This window comes from Pseudaeromonas sp. HNCC25DJ182, from assembly GCF_055413365.1.
The window spans coordinates 55,938-72,360 of the sequence record NZ_JBVAYG010000021.1; the positions used below are offsets into that span (position 1 = coordinate 55,938).

14 protein-coding genes are annotated in these 16,423 nt (G+C 57.4%); 8 read left to right on the forward strand and 6 right to left on the reverse strand.

The features are described from left to right. Window positions 1-24 precede the first annotated feature (24 nt). The 8 genes from rimP (at window position 25) to ACZYUB_RS15270 (ending at window position 10,697) form a co-directional block, all read left to right on the forward strand. Entirely contained in the window at window positions 25-483 is a 459-nt protein-coding gene (rimP, locus tag ACZYUB_RS15235) for a ribosome maturation factor RimP (protein ID WP_460882563.1), read from the forward strand. Window positions 484-497: 14 nt separating this feature from the next. After that, entirely contained in the window at window positions 498-1,997 is a 1,500-nt protein-coding gene (gene nusA, locus ACZYUB_RS15240) for a transcription termination factor NusA (RefSeq protein ID WP_463949104.1), read from the forward strand. A 17-nt stretch (window positions 1,998-2,014) separates the two neighbouring features. Then, complete coding sequence (gene infB, locus ACZYUB_RS15245) at window positions 2,015-4,684, forward strand: translation initiation factor IF-2 (RefSeq protein WP_463949105.1); 2,670 nt, start codon at window positions 2,015-2,017, stop codon at window positions 4,682-4,684. Between the two features lie 48 nt (window positions 4,685-4,732). Continuing rightward, a complete protein-coding gene (gene rbfA / locus ACZYUB_RS15250; protein ID WP_463949106.1) occupies window positions 4,733-5,158 on the forward strand; it encodes a 30S ribosome-binding factor RbfA in 426 nt (141 codons plus the stop codon). Window positions 5,159-5,160: 2 nt separating this feature from the next. Continuing rightward, window positions 5,161-6,123, forward strand: a complete 963-nt coding sequence (gene truB / locus ACZYUB_RS15255) for a tRNA pseudouridine(55) synthase TruB (protein ID WP_463949107.1) — start codon at window positions 5,161-5,163, stop codon at window positions 6,121-6,123. A 105-nt stretch (window positions 6,124-6,228) separates the two neighbouring features. Beyond that, window positions 6,229-6,498: a 30S ribosomal protein S15 gene (rpsO, locus tag ACZYUB_RS15260; protein WP_460882568.1), complete on the forward strand. Its 270-nt coding sequence runs from the start codon at window positions 6,229-6,231 to the stop codon at window positions 6,496-6,498. 261 nt (window positions 6,499-6,759) lie between these two features. Next, window positions 6,760-8,919: a polyribonucleotide nucleotidyltransferase gene (gene pnp, locus ACZYUB_RS15265; RefSeq protein WP_463949108.1), complete on the forward strand. Its 2,160-nt coding sequence runs from the start codon at window positions 6,760-6,762 to the stop codon at window positions 8,917-8,919. A 143-nt stretch (window positions 8,920-9,062) separates the two neighbouring features. Next, window positions 9,063-10,697 (forward strand): trypsin-like serine protease, encoded by a 1,635-nt coding sequence (locus tag ACZYUB_RS15270; protein ID WP_463949109.1) that lies wholly within the window; start codon window positions 9,063-9,065, stop codon window positions 10,695-10,697. A 63-nt stretch (window positions 10,698-10,760) separates the two neighbouring features. On the opposite strand, the gene ACZYUB_RS15275 is transcribed toward ACZYUB_RS15270, so the two are convergent. The 6 genes from ACZYUB_RS15275 to trhP all read right to left on the reverse strand — a co-directional run bounded on the left by ACZYUB_RS15275 (window position 10,761) and on the right by trhP (window position 15,687). After that, window positions 10,761-12,221, reverse strand: coding sequence for an amino acid permease (locus tag ACZYUB_RS15275; RefSeq protein WP_463949110.1), 1,461 nt, complete (start codon window positions 12,219-12,221; stop codon window positions 10,761-10,763). 230 nt (window positions 12,222-12,451) lie between these two features. Continuing rightward, window positions 12,452-13,255 carry an inositol-1-monophosphatase gene (gene suhB, locus ACZYUB_RS15280; RefSeq protein WP_463949111.1) on the reverse strand — a complete coding sequence of 268 codons (804 nt, stop codon included), beginning with the start codon at window positions 13,253-13,255 and terminating at the stop codon, window positions 12,452-12,454. A 122-nt stretch (window positions 13,256-13,377) separates the two neighbouring features. Beyond that, a complete protein-coding gene (locus ACZYUB_RS15285; RefSeq protein ID WP_463949112.1) occupies window positions 13,378-13,734 on the reverse strand; it encodes a DsrE/DsrF/TusD sulfur relay family protein in 357 nt (118 codons plus the stop codon). A 43-nt stretch (window positions 13,735-13,777) separates the two neighbouring features. Further along, window positions 13,778-14,020 carry a GrxA family glutaredoxin gene (locus ACZYUB_RS15290; protein WP_463949113.1) on the reverse strand — a complete coding sequence of 81 codons (243 nt, stop codon included), beginning with the start codon at window positions 14,018-14,020 and terminating at the stop codon, window positions 13,778-13,780. A gap of 45 nt (window positions 14,021-14,065) precedes the next feature. Then, window positions 14,066-14,314 carry a YfhL family 4Fe-4S dicluster ferredoxin gene (locus tag ACZYUB_RS15295; protein ID WP_463949114.1) on the reverse strand — a complete coding sequence of 83 codons (249 nt, stop codon included), beginning with the start codon at window positions 14,312-14,314 and terminating at the stop codon, window positions 14,066-14,068. A 2-nt stretch (window positions 14,315-14,316) separates the two neighbouring features. Then, on the reverse strand, window positions 14,317-15,687 hold the full coding sequence (gene trhP / locus ACZYUB_RS15300; RefSeq protein ID WP_463949115.1) for a prephenate-dependent tRNA uridine(34) hydroxylase TrhP: 1,371 nt from the start codon (window positions 15,685-15,687) through the stop codon (window positions 14,317-14,319). Window positions 15,688-16,423 lie beyond the last annotated feature (736 nt).

Consider the following 16,423-nt stretch of genomic DNA (forward strand, 5'->3'; position numbering starts at 1 on the left):
TTTTTTCATTTTTGGAGGGTCGCATTGGCTACGTTGGAACAACGGCTAATCCAGATGTTGGAGAGTCCTGTCGAGTCACTTGGCTTCGAACTCTGGGGTATTGAATTTGTCCGTGCTGGCAAGCATTCGACCCTGCGTGTATTTATTGACCATGAAAATGGCATCACCGTCGAGAACTGTGCCGAGGTTAGTCACCAGGTCAGCAGTATTCTGGACGTTGAAGATCCCATCACGACGGAATATAACCTGGAGGTTTCTTCTCCCGGGATGGATCGTCTTCTGTTTAAGCCCAGTCAGTACGAAAAATATTTAGGCGAACAGGTTAGCCTGACGCTACGCATGGCGGTGAATAATCGCCGTAAATACAAGGGTGTTATCACACGTATCGAGGGCGAAATGCTTGTCCTGGTTGTGGATGGTAATGAAGAAACGGTTGCCTTTGCCAATATTCAGCAGGCAAATCTGGTTCCGAACTTTGATTAACGAGGCTGTCGGAGATGAATAAAGAGATTTTGGCAGTTGTAGAAGCGGTTTCTAACGAAAAAGCCGTGCCCCGTGAGAAGATCTTCCAGGCTTTGGAAACGGCACTGGCAACTGCAACGAAGAAAAAATATGAAGGCGATATCGAGGTTCGAGTCAGCATCGATCGCAAGACCGGTGACTACGTAACCTATCGCCGTTGGCAGGTAGTTGATGCCCAAGGCCAACTGGAAAATCCGTTCCGCGAGATTACCTTCGATGCCGCGCGTGTCGAAGAGCCGGAAATCCAGTTGGGTGAGTACATCGAAGACGAGATCGATTCTGTCACTTTCGACCGTATTACCACCCAGACTGCCAAGCAAGTCATTGTGCAAAAGGTCCGTGAAGCTGAACGTGCGCAAGTGGTCGAACAGTTCAAGGATCAGGAAGGCACCATCATCACCGCCGTGGTGAAGAAGCAGAATCGTGACAACGTGATTCTGGATCTGGGCAACAACGCCGAGGGTGTCTTGTATCGTGAAGATATGCTGCCCCGCGAATCCTTCCGTCCGGGGGATCGAGTGCGTGGTTTGCTGGCGGCGGTACGTCCGGAAGCTCGTGGTTCCCAGCTGTTCATCAGCCGCGCCCATCCAGACTTCCTCATCGAGCTGTTCCGCATCGAAGTACCTGAAATTGGTGAAGAAGTCATCGATGTCAAGGGCGCTGCCCGTGACCCGGGTTCCCGAGCCAAGATTGCGGTCAAAACCAATGATCGCCGGATTGATCCGATTGGTGCTTGCGTGGGGATGCGTGGCGCTCGTGTTCAGGCGATATCCAGTGAATTGGGTGGCGAGCGCATCGATATCGTGCTGTGGGATGATAATCCTGCCCAGTACGTGATCAATGCCATGGCGCCAGCCGATGTGGCATCCATCATCGTGGATGAAGATAACCACACCATGGATATTGCCGTCATCTCCAGCAACCTGGCGCAAGCCATTGGTCGCAATGGTCAAAACGTCCGCCTGGCTTCCCAACTCACCGGTTGGGAACTGAACGTCATGACCGTGGAAGATATGCAAGCCAAGCATCAAGCGGAAAAGGATCGCATCCTGAACCTGTTTACCCAGGCGCTGGACATTGATGATGAGTTTGCTGAAGTGCTGATCGACGAAGGTTTCTCGACCATCGAAGAAATTGCTTATGTACCTCTGAATGAGCTGCTCTCCATCGATGGTTTCGATGAAGACACAGTCGAAGAGCTACGGGGCCGTGCCAAGCAGGCACTCAGTACTCGCGCTCTGGCCAAAGAAGAGTCTTTCGAAGGCGTTGAACCGGCAGAAGACCTGCTGGGGCTGAAAGGTATCGGTCGTGAAATGGCCTATATGCTGGCGGCTCGCGGGATCGGGACTCTGGAAGACCTGGCTGAGCAAGGAATTGACGATCTGATGGGGATCGACGGTATGACCGAAGAGAAAGCGGGCCAACTCATCATGGCTGCTCGCAATATCTGCTGGTTCGGTGAGCAGGCCGAATAAAGCTGCGGAGGTAATGAATGTCAGAAGTATCCGTAACACAACTGGCCACCGACATTGACACATCGGTTGAGCGTCTTCTTCAGCAGTTTACTGATGCAGGGATCCGCAAGTCTGTCGATGAAATGGTCAGCGAAGATGAAAAGCAAGCCCTGCTTGCTCATCTGAAGAAGCAACATGGCGGCAGCGATGACGCTGAACCCAAACGCATGACGTTGCAACGCAAGACGAAAAGTACCTTGAGTGTTCAAGGTGCTGGTGGTAAGAACAAGTCCGTACAAGTAGAAGTACGCAAATCGCGTACCTATGTCCGTCGTTCTGCTGCCGATGAAGAACTCAAAGCAGCCGAAGAGCTAGCTCAGCGCGAAGCTGAAGCCGCTCGCAAGGCCGCTGAAGCCAGCGCTTTGGCAGAGGCCAAAGCCAAAGCCGAAGCAGAAGCGAAGGCTAAAGCCGAGGCGAAAGCCAAAGCTGACGCGGATGCCAAGGACAAGGCACGCAAGGCGGCGCACAGTAATGAAACTGACGCCGAGAGAAAGGCTCGCCAAGAGGCAGAAGAGATGGCCAAGCGTGAAGCAGAGGCATTGAAACGTCAGCAAGAGCAAGAAGCTCGCCGCAAGGTTGAAGAAGAAGCCGCTCGTATTGCTGAAGAGGCCAAGCGCCTGGCCGAAGAAAACAGTGCCCGCTGGGCCGAAGAGGAAGCTGCGCGTCGTAAGGCTGAAGAGCAGGATGATGATGCCGCGACAACCTCCAGCTTTGTCAAAGAAGCCGAAGCTCAGCGTGAGCGCGAGGAGGAGGCCCGTAATCGTCGCCGTGGCGTGGTTAAGAAGACCAAGAGCCGTGAAGACGATGCTCGCGAAGAGCGGAACTCCCGTCAGCGCAAAGGCAAACGTAGCAAGAGCTCTATCCAGCATGGCTTCAACAAGCCGGTGCAGCCTGTGACCCGTGATGTGGTGATCGGTGAAACCGTCACCGTCGGTGAATTGGCGGCCAAGATGGCGGTCAAGGGGGTCGAAGTCATCAAGGTGATGATGAAGATGGGCGCCATGGCAACCATCAACCAGGTGATCGATCAGGAAACCGCGCAACTGGTTGCCGAAGAGATGGGGCACAAGGTTATCCTGCGTCGTGAAAACGAGCTGGAAGAAGCCGTAATGCAAGACCGTGACTCCACCGCCACGGCGGAAGGTCGTGCCCCGGTTGTAACCATCATGGGTCACGTCGACCACGGTAAGACCTCTCTGCTTGACTACATCCGTAAGGCCAAGGTGGCTGCGGGTGAAGCCGGTGGTATTACCCAGCATATCGGTGCTTACCATGTCGAAACCGACAATGGCATGATCACCTTCCTGGATACTCCAGGCCACGCCGCGTTTACCGCCATGCGTGCTCGGGGTGCCAAGGCGACCGATATCGTGGTACTGGTGGTTGCTGCCGACGACGGCGTCATGCCGCAAACCATCGAAGCCATTCAGCATGCCACGGCCGGTAACGTGCCGCTGGTGGTTGCTGTAACCAAGGTTGACAAGCCGACGGCCGAGCCGATGCGTGTCATGACCGAACTGACCCGTTACGGTGTGGTTGCCGAAGACCTGGGTGGCGAACACCAGTTCGTCAAGGTATCGGCCAAGACCGGCGAAGGGATCGACGATCTGCTGAATGCCATCCTGTTGCAATCTGAAGTTCTCGAACTGACTGCAGTCCGTGATGCCATGGCCAGTGGCGTAGTGATCGAATCCCGTCTGGATAAGGGGCGTGGTCCGGTTGCCACCGTCCTGGTTCAGGAAGGTACTCTGCGTCAGGGCGACATAGTGCTGTGTGGTTTCGAATACGGTCGTGTTCGTGCCATGCGTGACGAAATGGGGCGTGACGTCAAGGAAGCGGGTCCCTCTATCCCGGTCGAGATCCTCGGTCTGTCAGGCGTACCGGCTGCCGGTGATGAAGCGACTGTCGTCCGTGACGAGAAGAAGGCTCGTGAAGTGGCGCTGTATCGTCAAGGCAAGTTCCGTGACGTCAAACTGGCCCGTCAGCAGAAGGCCAAACTGGAAAACATGTTCTCCAGCTTGGGCGAAGGCGAAGTCTCCGAACTCAACGTGGTCCTCAAGGCCGACGTACAGGGTTCGACCGAAGCTATCTGTGACTCCTTGCTGAAGTTGTCGACCGATGAAGTCAAGGTCAAGATTATCGGCTCCGGGGTCGGTGGTATCACCGAAACGGACGCCAGCCTGGCTGCGGCTTCCAACGCCATCATCCTCGGTTTCAACGTACGTGCCGATGCATCTGCTCGTCGCGTCATCGATTCCGAGAGCATTGATCTGCGTTACTACTCCGTCATCTATGATTTGATTGACGAAGTGAAGCAGGCGATGAGCGGTATGTTGGCTCCGGAATTCAAGCAACAGATCATTGGTCTGGCTGAAGTCCGTGATGTCTTCAAGTCACCGAAGTTTGGTGCTGTCGCAGGTTGTATGGTCACCGAAGGTACCGTCAAGCGTAATAGCCCGATCCGGGTGTTGCGTGACAACGTGGTTATCTATGAAGGTGAGCTGGAATCCCTGCGCCGCTTCAAGGATGACGTTGCCGAAGTCAAGAATGGTTACGAGTGTGGTATTGCGGTCAAGAACTACAATGACGTGCGTACCGGTGACCAGATTGAAGTGTACGAAGTTGTCGAGATCCAGCGTACGCTGTAATCTCCATGAGGGGGGCGTTACGCCCCCTTTTTAGTTCAGGAGCCTTGAATGGCAAAAGAATTCAGTCGTGCCAGCCGTGTTGCCCAACAGTTGCAACGGGAAGTGGCGATGATTTTACAACGTGAGGTCAAAGACCCGCGTATCGGTATGGTGACGGTTTCGGATGTGGAAGTGTCCGGTGATTTGCAGCATGCCAAGGTTTTCGTGACGTTCCTCAACTATGCCGGGCAGAATGAAGAACTGAGTGAAGCCGAACGTATTGAAACCGGCTTGAAGGGCTTGACGGAAGCCTCGGGCTATATTCGTATTCTGCTGGGTAAAGCCATGCAGTTGCGGGTGGTTCCGGAATTGCGGTTTGCTTACGATAGAACATTGGTTGAAGGCATGCGGATCTCCAACCTGGTCAGTAACACGATTCGTGAAGACGAACAGCGCATGCACGCTGAAGGTCAGGACGAGGAGGCAAAAGACTAAAGATGTCTCGACGACGTCGCTTTAAAGGCCGTGATGTTCACGGCATCCTGTTGCTGGCCAAGCCCAGCGGCATTACGTCCAACGACGCACTTCAGCAGGTCAAGCGTATCTATAACGCCGCCAAGGCGGGCCATACGGGGGCACTCGACCCCTTGGCCACCGGTATGCTACCGATCTGTCTGGGCGAAGCGACCAAGTTTTCCCAGTTCCTGCTGGATGCCGATAAGCGGTATCAAGTGACGGCCAAACTGGGTGAACGGACCAATACCAGCGATGCCGATGGCACTATCATCAGCACCCGGCCACTGACCTTCACCGAGCCGCAATTGCAGCAGGCACTGATGAGTTTCCGGGGTGGCAGTCTGCAGGTTCCATCCATGTTCTCGGCGCTCAAGCATCAGGGCAAACCCCTCTATGAATATGCGCGTGAAGGGATCGAAGTGGAGCGTGAAGCGCGTCCTATCACCGTCTACGAGCTGAACGTACTGGAGTTTAGCGGTGACAAGCTGGTGCTGGACATCCATTGCTCCAAGGGAACTTACATCCGCACCATCATCGATGATCTCGGTGAGATGCTAGGCTGTGGCGCCCACGTCACCCAGCTGCACCGCAGCCAGGTGGCGAACTATCCGGCCGAGCGCATGCTGACCATCGAGCAGTTGCAGGCGATTTTCGAGCGCTGCAAGGCCGAAGGCCGTCCGCCGCGCGAAGAGCTGGATCCCTTGCTGCTGCCTATGGATACCGCCGTCGATAGCCTGCCGGAAGTCAATATGTCGGCCGTGGTGGCCAGCTATGTGACCCAGGGGCAAGCCGTTCAGGTGGCCCAGGTTCCGACTACCGGCTTTGTCCGGATGACGGTGGGGGATGAGCGGGAATTTATCGGCGTTGGTGAAATCGATGACGATGGCAAGGTGGCTCCTCGCCGCCTGGTGCGCATCGGCAGCGATGAAAGTGACGACGAATAGGCACGCAAAACTTGCGACCCGGGGGCGGCTATGACAGAATGCCGCGTCCCATTTTCCCGCTGAATTAGTGATCGGCGGGAAATCACATCAAGCTGGAGAATCACTATGTCACTAAATGCAGAAATCAAAGCACAAATCGTTGCCGACAACGCTCGTGGTACCAATGACACTGGCTCACCAGAAGTCCAAGTGGCTCTGTTGACCGCTTCTATCAACCACCTGCAAGGTCACTTCGAAGTGCACAGCAAGGATCACCACGGTCGCCGTGGCCTGCTGCGTATGGTTTCCCAACGTCGTAAGTTGCTGGACTACCTGAAGCGTAAAGACGCTGCTCGTTATCAAGCTCTGATCCAGAAGCTGGGTCTGCGTCGTTAATTCGTCGCAACGTCGTAAGCAACTGCGCGGTGTTGATTGCCGGACAGTTTTAAAGAAGGAGGCCTCGGCCTCCTTTTTGTTTTTCTCGATTTTGCTCGCCAAGTTCCCGATCCCGGGCCTTCCAATGTTGTCGTGTGACTCCAGTTCGGGATCTTGGTCGCGGTCACAAAAAAGAAGCGGTTGCTCTTGCTTACCTTTAGTGGCTGATCGGATATACTCATGCGCGAAATTAGCGACCCAAAACAGATAAAGGAAATTCACGTGAATCCTATTGTAAAGACCTTCCAATACGGTCAACACACCGTAACTCTCGAAACTGGTGTCATGGCACGTCAAGCGACCGGCGCCGTCATGGCCAGCATGGACGACACCGCCGTGTTCGTTACTGTTGTTGGTAAGAAAGAGGCCGTTCCTGGCCGTGATTTCTTCCCGCTGACCGTCAACTATCAAGAGCGGACTTACGCAGCTGGCCGTATCCCCGGTGGCTTCTTCAAGCGTGAAGGCCGTCCGAGCGAATCAGAAACCCTGATTTCCCGTCTGATCGACCGCCCGATCCGCCCGCTGTTCCCGGAAGGTTTCCTCAATGAAGTTCAGGTGATTGCCACTGTGGTCTCTGCCAATCCGCAGGTTCCAACCGACATCATCGCTATCCTGGGCGCCTCAGCGGCGCTGGCTATCTCCGGTATTCCGTTCAACGGCCCGATCGGTGCCGCGCGTGTTGGTTACATCAACGGCCAATATGTACTGAACCCGACCAACAGCGAAACCAAGCACAGCGATCTGGATCTGGTCGTTGCCGGTACCGAAGCTGCCGTGCTGATGGTGGAGTCCGAAGCCAAGATCCTGTCTGAAGAAACCATGCTGGGTGCTGTGGTCTATGGTCACGAGCAGATGCAGACCGCGATCCAGGCGATCAACGAATTCGCCGCTGAAGTCGGCACCAAGGCATGGGATTGGCAAGCTCCGGCTGTCAACACAGTGCTCAAGGACAAGATCGCCGCTCTGGCCACTGCCGAGCTGGGCGAAGCCTACCGCATCACCGAAAAGGCGGTGCGTTATGAAACCATCGCTGCCCTGAAGCAAAAAGTGGTTGAGCAGATCGTTGCAGAAGATGCCACTCAGGATGCCAAGCTGGCCGGTGAAATGTTCCATGCCCTGGAAAGCGAGATCGTGCGTGGCCGCGTCCTGCGTGGCGAACCGCGTATCGATGGCCGTGACCCGCAAATGGTCCGTGCCCTGTCCATGGGTACCGGCCTGCTGCCGCGCGTTCACGGTTCTTCCCTGTTCACCCGTGGTGAAACCCAGGCTCTGGTTGCCTGTACTCTGGGCACCGAGCGTGACGCGCAGAACCTGGACGAGCTGGCCGGCGAGCGCACCGACCGCTTCATGCTGCACTACAACTTCCCGCCGTACTGCGTGGGTGAAACCGGTATGGTCGGTTCACCGAAGCGTCGTGAAATCGGCCACGGTCGTCTGGCCAAACGCGGTGTTCTGGCTGTTATGCCAAGCGCCGATGAGTTCCCGTATACCGTCCGCATCGTCTCTGAAATCACCGAGTCGAACGGTTCTTCTTCCATGGCTTCCGTCTGCGGCTCCTCACTGGCGCTGATGGATGCGGGCGTACCGATCAAGGCCTCTGTTGCCGGTATCGCTATGGGTCTGGTCAAGGAAGGCGACAGCTTCGTGGTTCTGTCCGACATTCTGGGTGATGAAGATCACCTGGGCGACATGGACTTCAAGGTAGCAGGGACCACCGAAGGTGTGACTGCGCTGCAAATGGACATCAAGATCGAAGGCATCACCAAGGAGATCATGCAGATCGCCCTGAAGCAAGCCCGCGATGCCCGCCTGCACATCCTGAAGGTGATGGATCAAGCGATTGCCGCACCGCGTGCCGAGATCTCCGATTTCGCACCGCGCATCCACGTCATCAAGATCAACCCTGAGAAGATCAAGGATGTGATCGGTAAGGGCGGTTCTGTGATCCGCGCTCTGACCGAAGAGACCGGCACCACTATCGAGCTGGATGATGATGGTACCGTCAAGATCGCCGCCGTGGATGGCGAGGCCGCCAAGGAAGCGATCCGTCGCATCGAAGCCCTGACCGCGGAAGTGGAAGTGGGTCGCATCTACGAAGGCAAGGTCGCCCGTCTGGCGGACTTTGGTGCCTTCGTCAACATTCTGCCGGGTAAGGATGGTCTGGTTCACATCTCCCAGATCACTGACGAGCGCGTCAAGGATGTGTCTGACCACCTGAAGCTGGGCGATATCGTCCGTGCCAAGGTTCTGGAAGTGGATCGTCAAGGCCGTGTCCGTCTGTCCATCAAGGAAGCGATCCGTGATGAGCAGGGCGAAGCCGCACCGGTTGCCGACGTAGAAGCTCCGGCTGCTGACGCTGCCGTTGAACCAACCCAGGAATAAGCACTGCTTGTTCTGGTACAAAAACCCGCCAACTGGCGGGTTTTTTTATAATTATTTACACGAGGGCTACCTGAATTTACCGGTCGATTCCGAGTAGAGTAACCCGAGTGAGCCGGACCGCTCCCGGGACCGGTATTTCCCAGATGATTGAGAGCAAGGATCTGATCGTGATGAAACAGTGGATGTGGGTAGGGCTGGCCCTGCTCGGAATGACCAGCGCTCAGGCGGCGGAAACCCGGATCATTGGTGGCGATGATGCCACCCAGGGCGCGTGGCCCTGGATTGTAAGCCTGGAATATGCAGCTTCGACCGGTACACCCTATGATGCCCACTTTTGCGGTGGCAGCCTGATTGCCAGCCAGTGGGTATTGACTGCGGCCCATTGTGTCGACGGGGCCAGCCCTGCGGATCTGCTGGTGCGCGTCGGTGGTTATGATCTGAGTCGTACCAGCACGGCGGGTACGGCGGCGTCGGTGGATCGCATCCTCATGCATCCGGAATACAACGGTGAGAGCTACGATCAGGATCTGGCGCTGCTGCATCTGAGCAGTGCGGTCGCTATCGATCCTCTGGCCCCCATTGGTTATAGCGCCATGGCCAGTTTGGCGGCCGGTAGCTCCTTGACGGTGATGGGCTGGGGCGCGACCCGGGATACTATTCCCTATGACTATCCCACCGTTTTACAGCAAGTCGCGATACCTCTGCTCTCCGATGCCACCTGCAGTGCCGCCTATAGTGGCGACATCACCGAGAACATGCTCTGTGCAGGCGAGATGAGTGGTGGCAAGGATAGCTGTTATGGCGACTCGGGGGGGCCCTTGATCCTCGGCAACTCCAGCAGCACAGCCGTGCAAGTCGGAATTGTCAGCTGGGGCAATGGCTGCGGCCTGGCTAATTTCCCGGGGGTGTACACCCGCTTGGCCAATTACAGCGCCTGGCTCAGTCAGCATCAGTCCCATCTCTCCATGGATACCTATACCGACTTGGGCTATGTGCCGGTCGGCTATACCGTCACCGGTTCTATTCCCGTGCAGAATAATGGCGAGAGTCCGGCATCCTTGACCTCTTTGCTGCTGGATACCGGCAGTGGTTTTAATCTGGGCTCCCAGAGCTGTACCGAGGTGGCCGTGGCTGGGGAGTGCAGCGTTGCGGTGAGTTTTGCCAATCAGACCGCAGGTGATTATTCGGAGCTTCTGAGTGCAACCGACTCCAATTCCGGTACCGTGATGGAGAACAAACTCAGCGCAACCGTGCTGCCGGTGGTGAACTTCAACAATGCTATCACCAGCAGCAAGCTCGTCTGGTACAGCGGTGGTGATAGCGCCTGGCAGGATGGCGCCAGCGTCAATAACCGACTGCCGCTCGTGGCGGGGAAAGGCGGCAACAACTCGGTGTCGGTGCTGCAAACCACGGTGACCGGGCCTGCGACTGTCAGTTTCGAATGGAGTGTGGCCAGCGGTAATGCTGATTCTGTGTTGACCCATTACCTGGATGGAGTCGAACAGGCGACCACCTCCAGTAGCAGCTGGCGGAGCGCGTCTGTGAGTGTCGGCACTGGCACCCATCTGCTGGAGTGGCGTTTGACCAAGAGCGCGAGCGCCCCCTCGAACGCGGAAGCGCGGCTGGCGACACTGACCGTGACCTCGACCGCCACCGATGATACGGATGATTCCACCGGTGGTGATAGCCCCAACAACTCCAGCTCCTCGGGCGGTGGCAGTATCGGCGGACTCTGGAGCCTGGTGTTGCTCGGTCTGTATTGGATCCGCCGTCGTTGATGGTGCATGACGCAAAAAAAACCGAAGCCTGGGCTTCGGTTTTTTTATGGGTTGTTGCTGCTCTTAATCCCGCTGCGGGAAGGTCATCTCTTCCAGGCGCACCACCCGGGTCTTGTGTTTGAGCTTGTAGCCCAGCCACAACAGGAAGAATAGCGGTATGCCCAGATACGCGGCTATGACCCCGTTCCAGTCGATACTGTCACTGTCGAAACCCTGATAACCCTGGCCCAGCGCAATCACCAGACACAGGGCAAAGGCCAGCAGCGGTCCAATCGGAAAGAACAGGGCGACATACGGCAGCTCTTTGAGCGTGCCACCCTGGCGCAAAAAGCCGCGGCGGAAGCGGTAATGGCTGACGGCGATGCCCAGCCAGGCAATGAAGCCGCTCATCCCCGAGGCGCTCATCAGCCACAGATACACGGTTTGATCGCCAAACAGCGAGGTCAAAAAGCACGACATGGCGATAACGGTGGTGGCATACAGGGCATTGCGCGGCACACCGTTACGGGAGAGCTTGCCAAAGAACTTGGGCGCCATGCCGCTGCGGGCCATGGTGTAGAGCATGCGGGTCGAGGCATACATACCGGAGTTACCCGCCGACAGGATTGCCGAGAGGATCACCGCATTCATCACCGCCGCCGCAAAGGCCAGACCGGCCCGCTCAAAGACCAGGGTGAAGGGGCTGGCACCGACATCGGTGACATCGTTGCGCAGCAGCAGGGGATCGGTATAGGGGATCAGGATGCCGATGATCAGGATGGCGAACACATAAAACAGCAGGATGCGCCAGAACACCTGACGAATGGCCCGGGGAATGTTCTTGCCCGGCTCGGCAGATTCACCGGCGGCCACGCCGATGAGCTCGGTGCCCTGAAACGAGAATCCGGCGATCATCGCCACGCTGATCACGGCCGGCAGACCGCCGACAAACGGCGCTTCACCGGTGCTGAAATTGGCGAAATCCGGCTGCATGCTGCCATTCATGATGCCAAACACCATCAGTACACCGATGGCGATAAAGATCAGCACCGTAATGACCTTGATGAGCGAGCACCAGAATTCGGCTTCCCCAAACCCTTTCACCGAGAAGTAGTTCAGGCCGAAGATGATGCCGAGAAACAGCGCACTCCACAAAAAGCCGGGCGTGTCGGGAAACCAGAACTTCATGATGATACTGGCGGCGGCCAGCTCGACGGCCACGGTAATGGCCCAGTTGTACCAGTAGTTCCAACCCTGGGCAAAGCCGAAGGCCGGATCGACAAAGTGGCTGCCATAGGTGGCAAACGAGCCGGAGACCGGCATAAAGGCGGCAAGTTCGCCCAGGCTGGTCATCAGGAAATAGACCATCAGGCCAATCAGCGCATAGGCCAGCAGGGCGCCGCCCGGGCCGGCTTGGGCGACCGTGGCACCGGAGGCGACGAACAGGCCGGTACCGATAGAGCCACCGATGGCGATCATGGAGAGGTGACGGGACTTCAGGGTGCGACGTAACTGGCCGTCGGCGGTGGTGTCATGGGTCTGCATGGATAAAATCAACTCCAGCTATTGGTCGATTGAGCCACATGGGGTGCGAGCCCAGGATGGCGATAGACATAGTGAGGTACAGATGGGCTCGGCGACACGCGGGGAGCATGCTGCTCGGGTGTCGCGGACGGTTCATCTGCCCAGGGCCCGATGCCAGTACAGTGACATGGGGCTGAACAAAAAAGCCCGTCACCAGGACGGGCTCTCGACGGGTCATGGCGGCGTTGGGATTAGCGCGCCAGCGACTCCGGCAGTTCTTCGCGGATCTTTTCCAACAGGCACTTCACCACGCGCGGGTTGCCGCAGACGATGTTGCCGCTGGAGTAGAAGTTGTGGCCACCGGCAAAGTCGGTGGTGATGGCACCGGCTTCACGGGCGATCAGTTCGCCTGCGGCCAGATCCCACGGCTTGAGGCCCAGCTCCCAGTAACCATCGACGCGACCTGCGGCGACATAGACCAGATCCAGGCTGGCGGTACCGGCGCGACGGATGTCGGCGCAGGCATCGAAAATGCCGTTGAACATCTTCTTGTAGGCATCCAGATGGTGGCGATGACGATGGGGGAAAGAGGTAGCCAGGATGCAGCCATCCAGATCGCGGGATTGGCCAACGCGGATACGGTAGCCATTCAGCTGGGCGCCGTTACCACGGCTGGAGGTGAAGAGTTCATCCCGGATCGGGTCATAGACGACGCCCACTTCGGTGCGGCCCTTGATGCGCAGGGCGATAGAAACGGCGATGTGGGGGATGCCCTTGACGAAATTGGTGGTGCCATCCAGCGGGTCAATGATCCATTGGTAATCGGAATCTTCCTTACCTTGAATGCCGAACTCTTCGCCGACCACGCAATGATCGGGATATGCCTTGAGCAGGGTGCGAACTATGGTTTGTTCCGCTTCACGATCGACATTGGTTACCAGATCGTTTTTTGCTTTTTCGGCGGTTTGGACGCTGACGTTGTCGCCAAAGTTTTTGGCAATGACTTGACCAGCATTACGGGCCGCACGAACGGCAATGTTCAGCATTGGATGCATAAATTGACTCACCAGATGTTAAAGAACGGGATGGGGAAAATGCGCGGCGGGATTATACCCGCCGCCTCGGACGCAGGCAAACAACTTTCGTGATCCAGCGCATGGTGTGGCCGGAGTTGTGGTTAAAAGTTGATCACCTTGTCGGCTTCAACGGTCCAGCGGGCCAGCAGCGGCATGGTGCCGATCTCGATGCCTTCGACCAGCGGCAAGCCGCTGATCCCCCGGCTGTCGGTGCAGGTCTTGCACAGGCGCATGGGGACATGCTGGGCGCTGAGGATCTCCAGCATCTGCCGCAGGTTGTAGCCTTCGGTGGGGGCCTGACCATTGAGGGCCACGGTCACGGCATCGGAGAGCAGAAACAGACGCAAATCGACGGTGCACTCCTCCTGCTCCTTGAGCGCAATGGCCAGACGCAGGGCGTTGTACAGGCTCTCGCTGCCATAGGGCGCGCCAGTACAGACGATGAGGATGTTTTGCATGGGATCTCCTGGTAACGGCATGGCCGCTGCTGCGGCGCACGGGTTACTTGTCCTGATTATTCACATGGGCGTAGAAATCGGTATAGCCACCGACATGGGCGCTGCCGATGAAGATCTGCGGTACGGTGCGCACCGGCTTGCCGACGATCTCGTGCAGCTCGGCGATGCCCATGCCGCGGGCCTGGATATCGATGTACTCGAAGTCAAAACCCCGTTGCTCGCACAGGGTGACCGCCATCTCGCAGTAGGGACACTGGGGTTTGCCGTAAATCGTTACTTTTTCCATGATCTGCTCCTAAGAGCCAGCACCCGGCTGGCTCATCCTGAAAAATTAACCGCCATGCAGGGCGACGAACTTGTCCAGCAACTGGGTTTCGGTTTCCACATGATCAGGGTCCCAAATGATGCAGTCAATCGGGCAAACGCTGATACAGGTCTGATGGTCGTAAAAACCGACACACTCGGTGCAGAGATCGGGATTGATCTCGTACACCTTGGCGCCCATGGTGATGGCCTGGTTCGGACACTCGGGCTCACACATGTCACAGTTGATGCACTTGGCGGTAATCAGCAGCGCCATGCTTAACCTGCGGCTTGGGCATGGGGCTGACGGGTGCTCTCGCCGCCGTCAAAGTTGCGCAGCAGGATGCCGTAGTTCACATCCACCTCGGCCGGAACCGGCAGGTAGACGGTATGGCCATTGCCCGGGGCCACGTCGATCTGCTCGCCCTTGCGATTTTGCAGCTGCTCCAGTTGGAAGCTGAGATTGCCCTGGGGCGTCATCAGCTCCAGGCTGTTGCCGAGCATGAACTTGTTCTTCACCTCGACCTCGACCAGCCCTTCGGCGTTGCGGCCGGTGATCTCGCCGACGAACTGCTGGCTGTCGGAGACCGAATAGCCATAATCGTAGTTCTGGTATTCGTTGTGGGCATGACGGCGCAGGAAGCCCTCGGTGTAGCCACGGTGCGCCAGATTCTCCAGCGTCTTGAACAGATCCGGATTGAAGGGGCGACCGGCGACCGCATCATCGATGGCCTGACGGTAGATTTGCGCGGTACGGGCACAGTAGTAGAAGGATTTGGTGCGACCTTCGATCTTGAGCGAATGCACACCCAGCTTGGTCAGGCGCTCGACATGCTGGATGGCGCGCAAGTCCTTGGAGTTCATGATGTAGGTGCCGTGTTCATCTTCGAACGCGGTCATGAACTCACCCGGGCGATTCTTCTCCTCGATCAGCACCAGCTGATCCGAGGGTTGGCCCAGACCCAGAGTCGGGGCGACTTGCACCGGAATTGGCTCCTGGCGATGGACGATCTGGCCGACGTCGTCCAACTTGCCTTCGTGGACCTTGTACTCCCACCGGCAGGCGTTGGTGCAGGTGCCCTGGTTCGGGTCGCGCTTGTTCAGGTAGCCGGAGAGCAGGCAGCGGCCGGAGTAGGCCATGCACAGGGCGCCGTGGACAAAGACTTCCAACTGGATGGTCGGGCAGTGCTGACGGATCTCTTCGATCTCGTCCAGGGAGAGTTCGCGCGACAGGATCACCCGCTCCAGCCCCTGCTGTTCCCAGAACTTGACCGTGGCCCAGTTCACCGCGTTGGCCTGCACCGACAGATGCACCGGCATCTCCGGGAAGTGCTCGCGCACCATCATAATCAGGCCCGGATCGGACATGATGAGGGCGTCAGGGCCCATGTCGATCACCGGCTTCATATCGCGGACGAAGGTTTTGAGCTTGGAGTTATGGGGCTGGATGTTGGCCACCACATACAACTTCTTGCCGAGGGCATGGGCTTCATTGATGCCCAGTTGCAGATTGTCGTGGTCGAATTCGTTGTTACGCACCCGCAGGCTGTAACGGGGTTGGCCAGCGTAGACGGCATCGGCGCCATAGGCGAACGCATAGCGCATGTTCTTCAGCGTTCCCGCTGGAGAAAGCAACTCGGGTCTGAACATAGTGTCTCTCTTAAGGTCTGATTTCAGGTCAGGAGGACCCCACCTGATGGGGTCGGCGGCGAATTGTAGCCTTGAGGGGGCGGGGGGCGCCAGCTTTTTGCCGACCGGGTCGGCACCGGAGGCGCGGTGCCTGCCCCAGCCACCCTCGGGTCTGGGTTGACCCGGTTCCGCCTGGTAGACGCTGGCGGTTTGAATGAATTCGAACGAGCGACTCAATGAGGAGCGGTTGTTCCGTGCCGCCCTTTGTCGGCAATGGCGATTTGCCAACCTGCCGCTTGGCGGGGGCGGTAAGGGGGCATAAGGCCATGCCCCCTTAACCCCCGGCCTTAGCGCCCACTGCCGCCTGACCCCTCGCTTACCGGCTGGCTTCCGGGAGCGTCAGCGATGGCACATCCCTGTGCCAGCGCTGACTCGCGCCGCATCCCTGCGGCTTGTTCCCTGCACCCTGCCTCCCGCTCGGGGCGGCACAGGGCGCGGCGACAATTCCGGCTTTGGCTTCTGGCCCGAGGTTTTAATAAATAAAAGTCAGATAAAGCTCATCTTTGCCAAACGACCCCATTTCTCCGGACCAGTGATTGCGCTAGCCTAGGGACTCAAAAAGCGCAAGGAGCCTGTTGTCATCTACAGATCGCGCCGCCAACCCGCCATCGGCGCTGTGACAGCCGCAAGTCAGGGGCGGTAGCCATGATGATTTGTAGTGGAAATGAGTTGATCGATTGCATGGATATTAAGACCG

What these genes read in the sequence shown, in the direction of transcription:
- nusA (WP_463949104.1), top strand. Translation starts at nt 498, where the DNA reads ATGAATAAAGAGATTTTGGCAGTTGTAGAAGCGGTTTCTAACGAAAAA.
- infB (WP_463949105.1), top strand. Translation starts at nt 2,015, where the DNA reads ATGTCAGAAGTATCCGTAACACAACTGGCCACCGACATTGACACATCG.
- rbfA (WP_463949106.1), top strand. Translation starts at nt 4,733, where the DNA reads ATGGCAAAAGAATTCAGTCGTGCCAGCCGTGTTGCCCAACAGTTGCAA.
- truB (WP_463949107.1), top strand. Translation starts at nt 5,161, where the DNA reads ATGTCTCGACGACGTCGCTTTAAAGGCCGTGATGTTCACGGCATCCTG.
- rpsO (WP_460882568.1), top strand. Translation starts at nt 6,229, where the DNA reads ATGTCACTAAATGCAGAAATCAAAGCACAAATCGTTGCCGACAACGCT.
- ACZYUB_RS15270 (WP_463949109.1), top strand. Translation starts at nt 9,063, where the DNA reads ATGATTGAGAGCAAGGATCTGATCGTGATGAAACAGTGGATGTGGGTA.
- ACZYUB_RS15275 (WP_463949110.1), bottom strand. Translation starts at nt 12,221, where the DNA reads ATGCAGACCCATGACACCACCGCCGACGGCCAGTTACGTCGCACCCTG.
- suhB (WP_463949111.1), bottom strand. Translation starts at nt 13,255, where the DNA reads ATGCATCCAATGCTGAACATTGCCGTTCGTGCGGCCCGTAATGCTGGT.
- ACZYUB_RS15285 (WP_463949112.1), bottom strand. Translation starts at nt 13,734, where the DNA reads ATGCAAAACATCCTCATCGTCTGTACTGGCGCGCCCTATGGCAGCGAG.
- ACZYUB_RS15290 (WP_463949113.1), bottom strand. Translation starts at nt 14,020, where the DNA reads ATGGAAAAAGTAACGATTTACGGCAAACCCCAGTGTCCCTACTGCGAG.
- ACZYUB_RS15295 (WP_463949114.1), bottom strand. Translation starts at nt 14,314, where the DNA reads ATGGCGCTGCTGATTACCGCCAAGTGCATCAACTGTGACATGTGTGAG.
- trhP (WP_463949115.1), bottom strand. Translation starts at nt 15,687, where the DNA reads ATGTTCAGACCCGAGTTGCTTTCTCCAGCGGGAACGCTGAAGAACATG.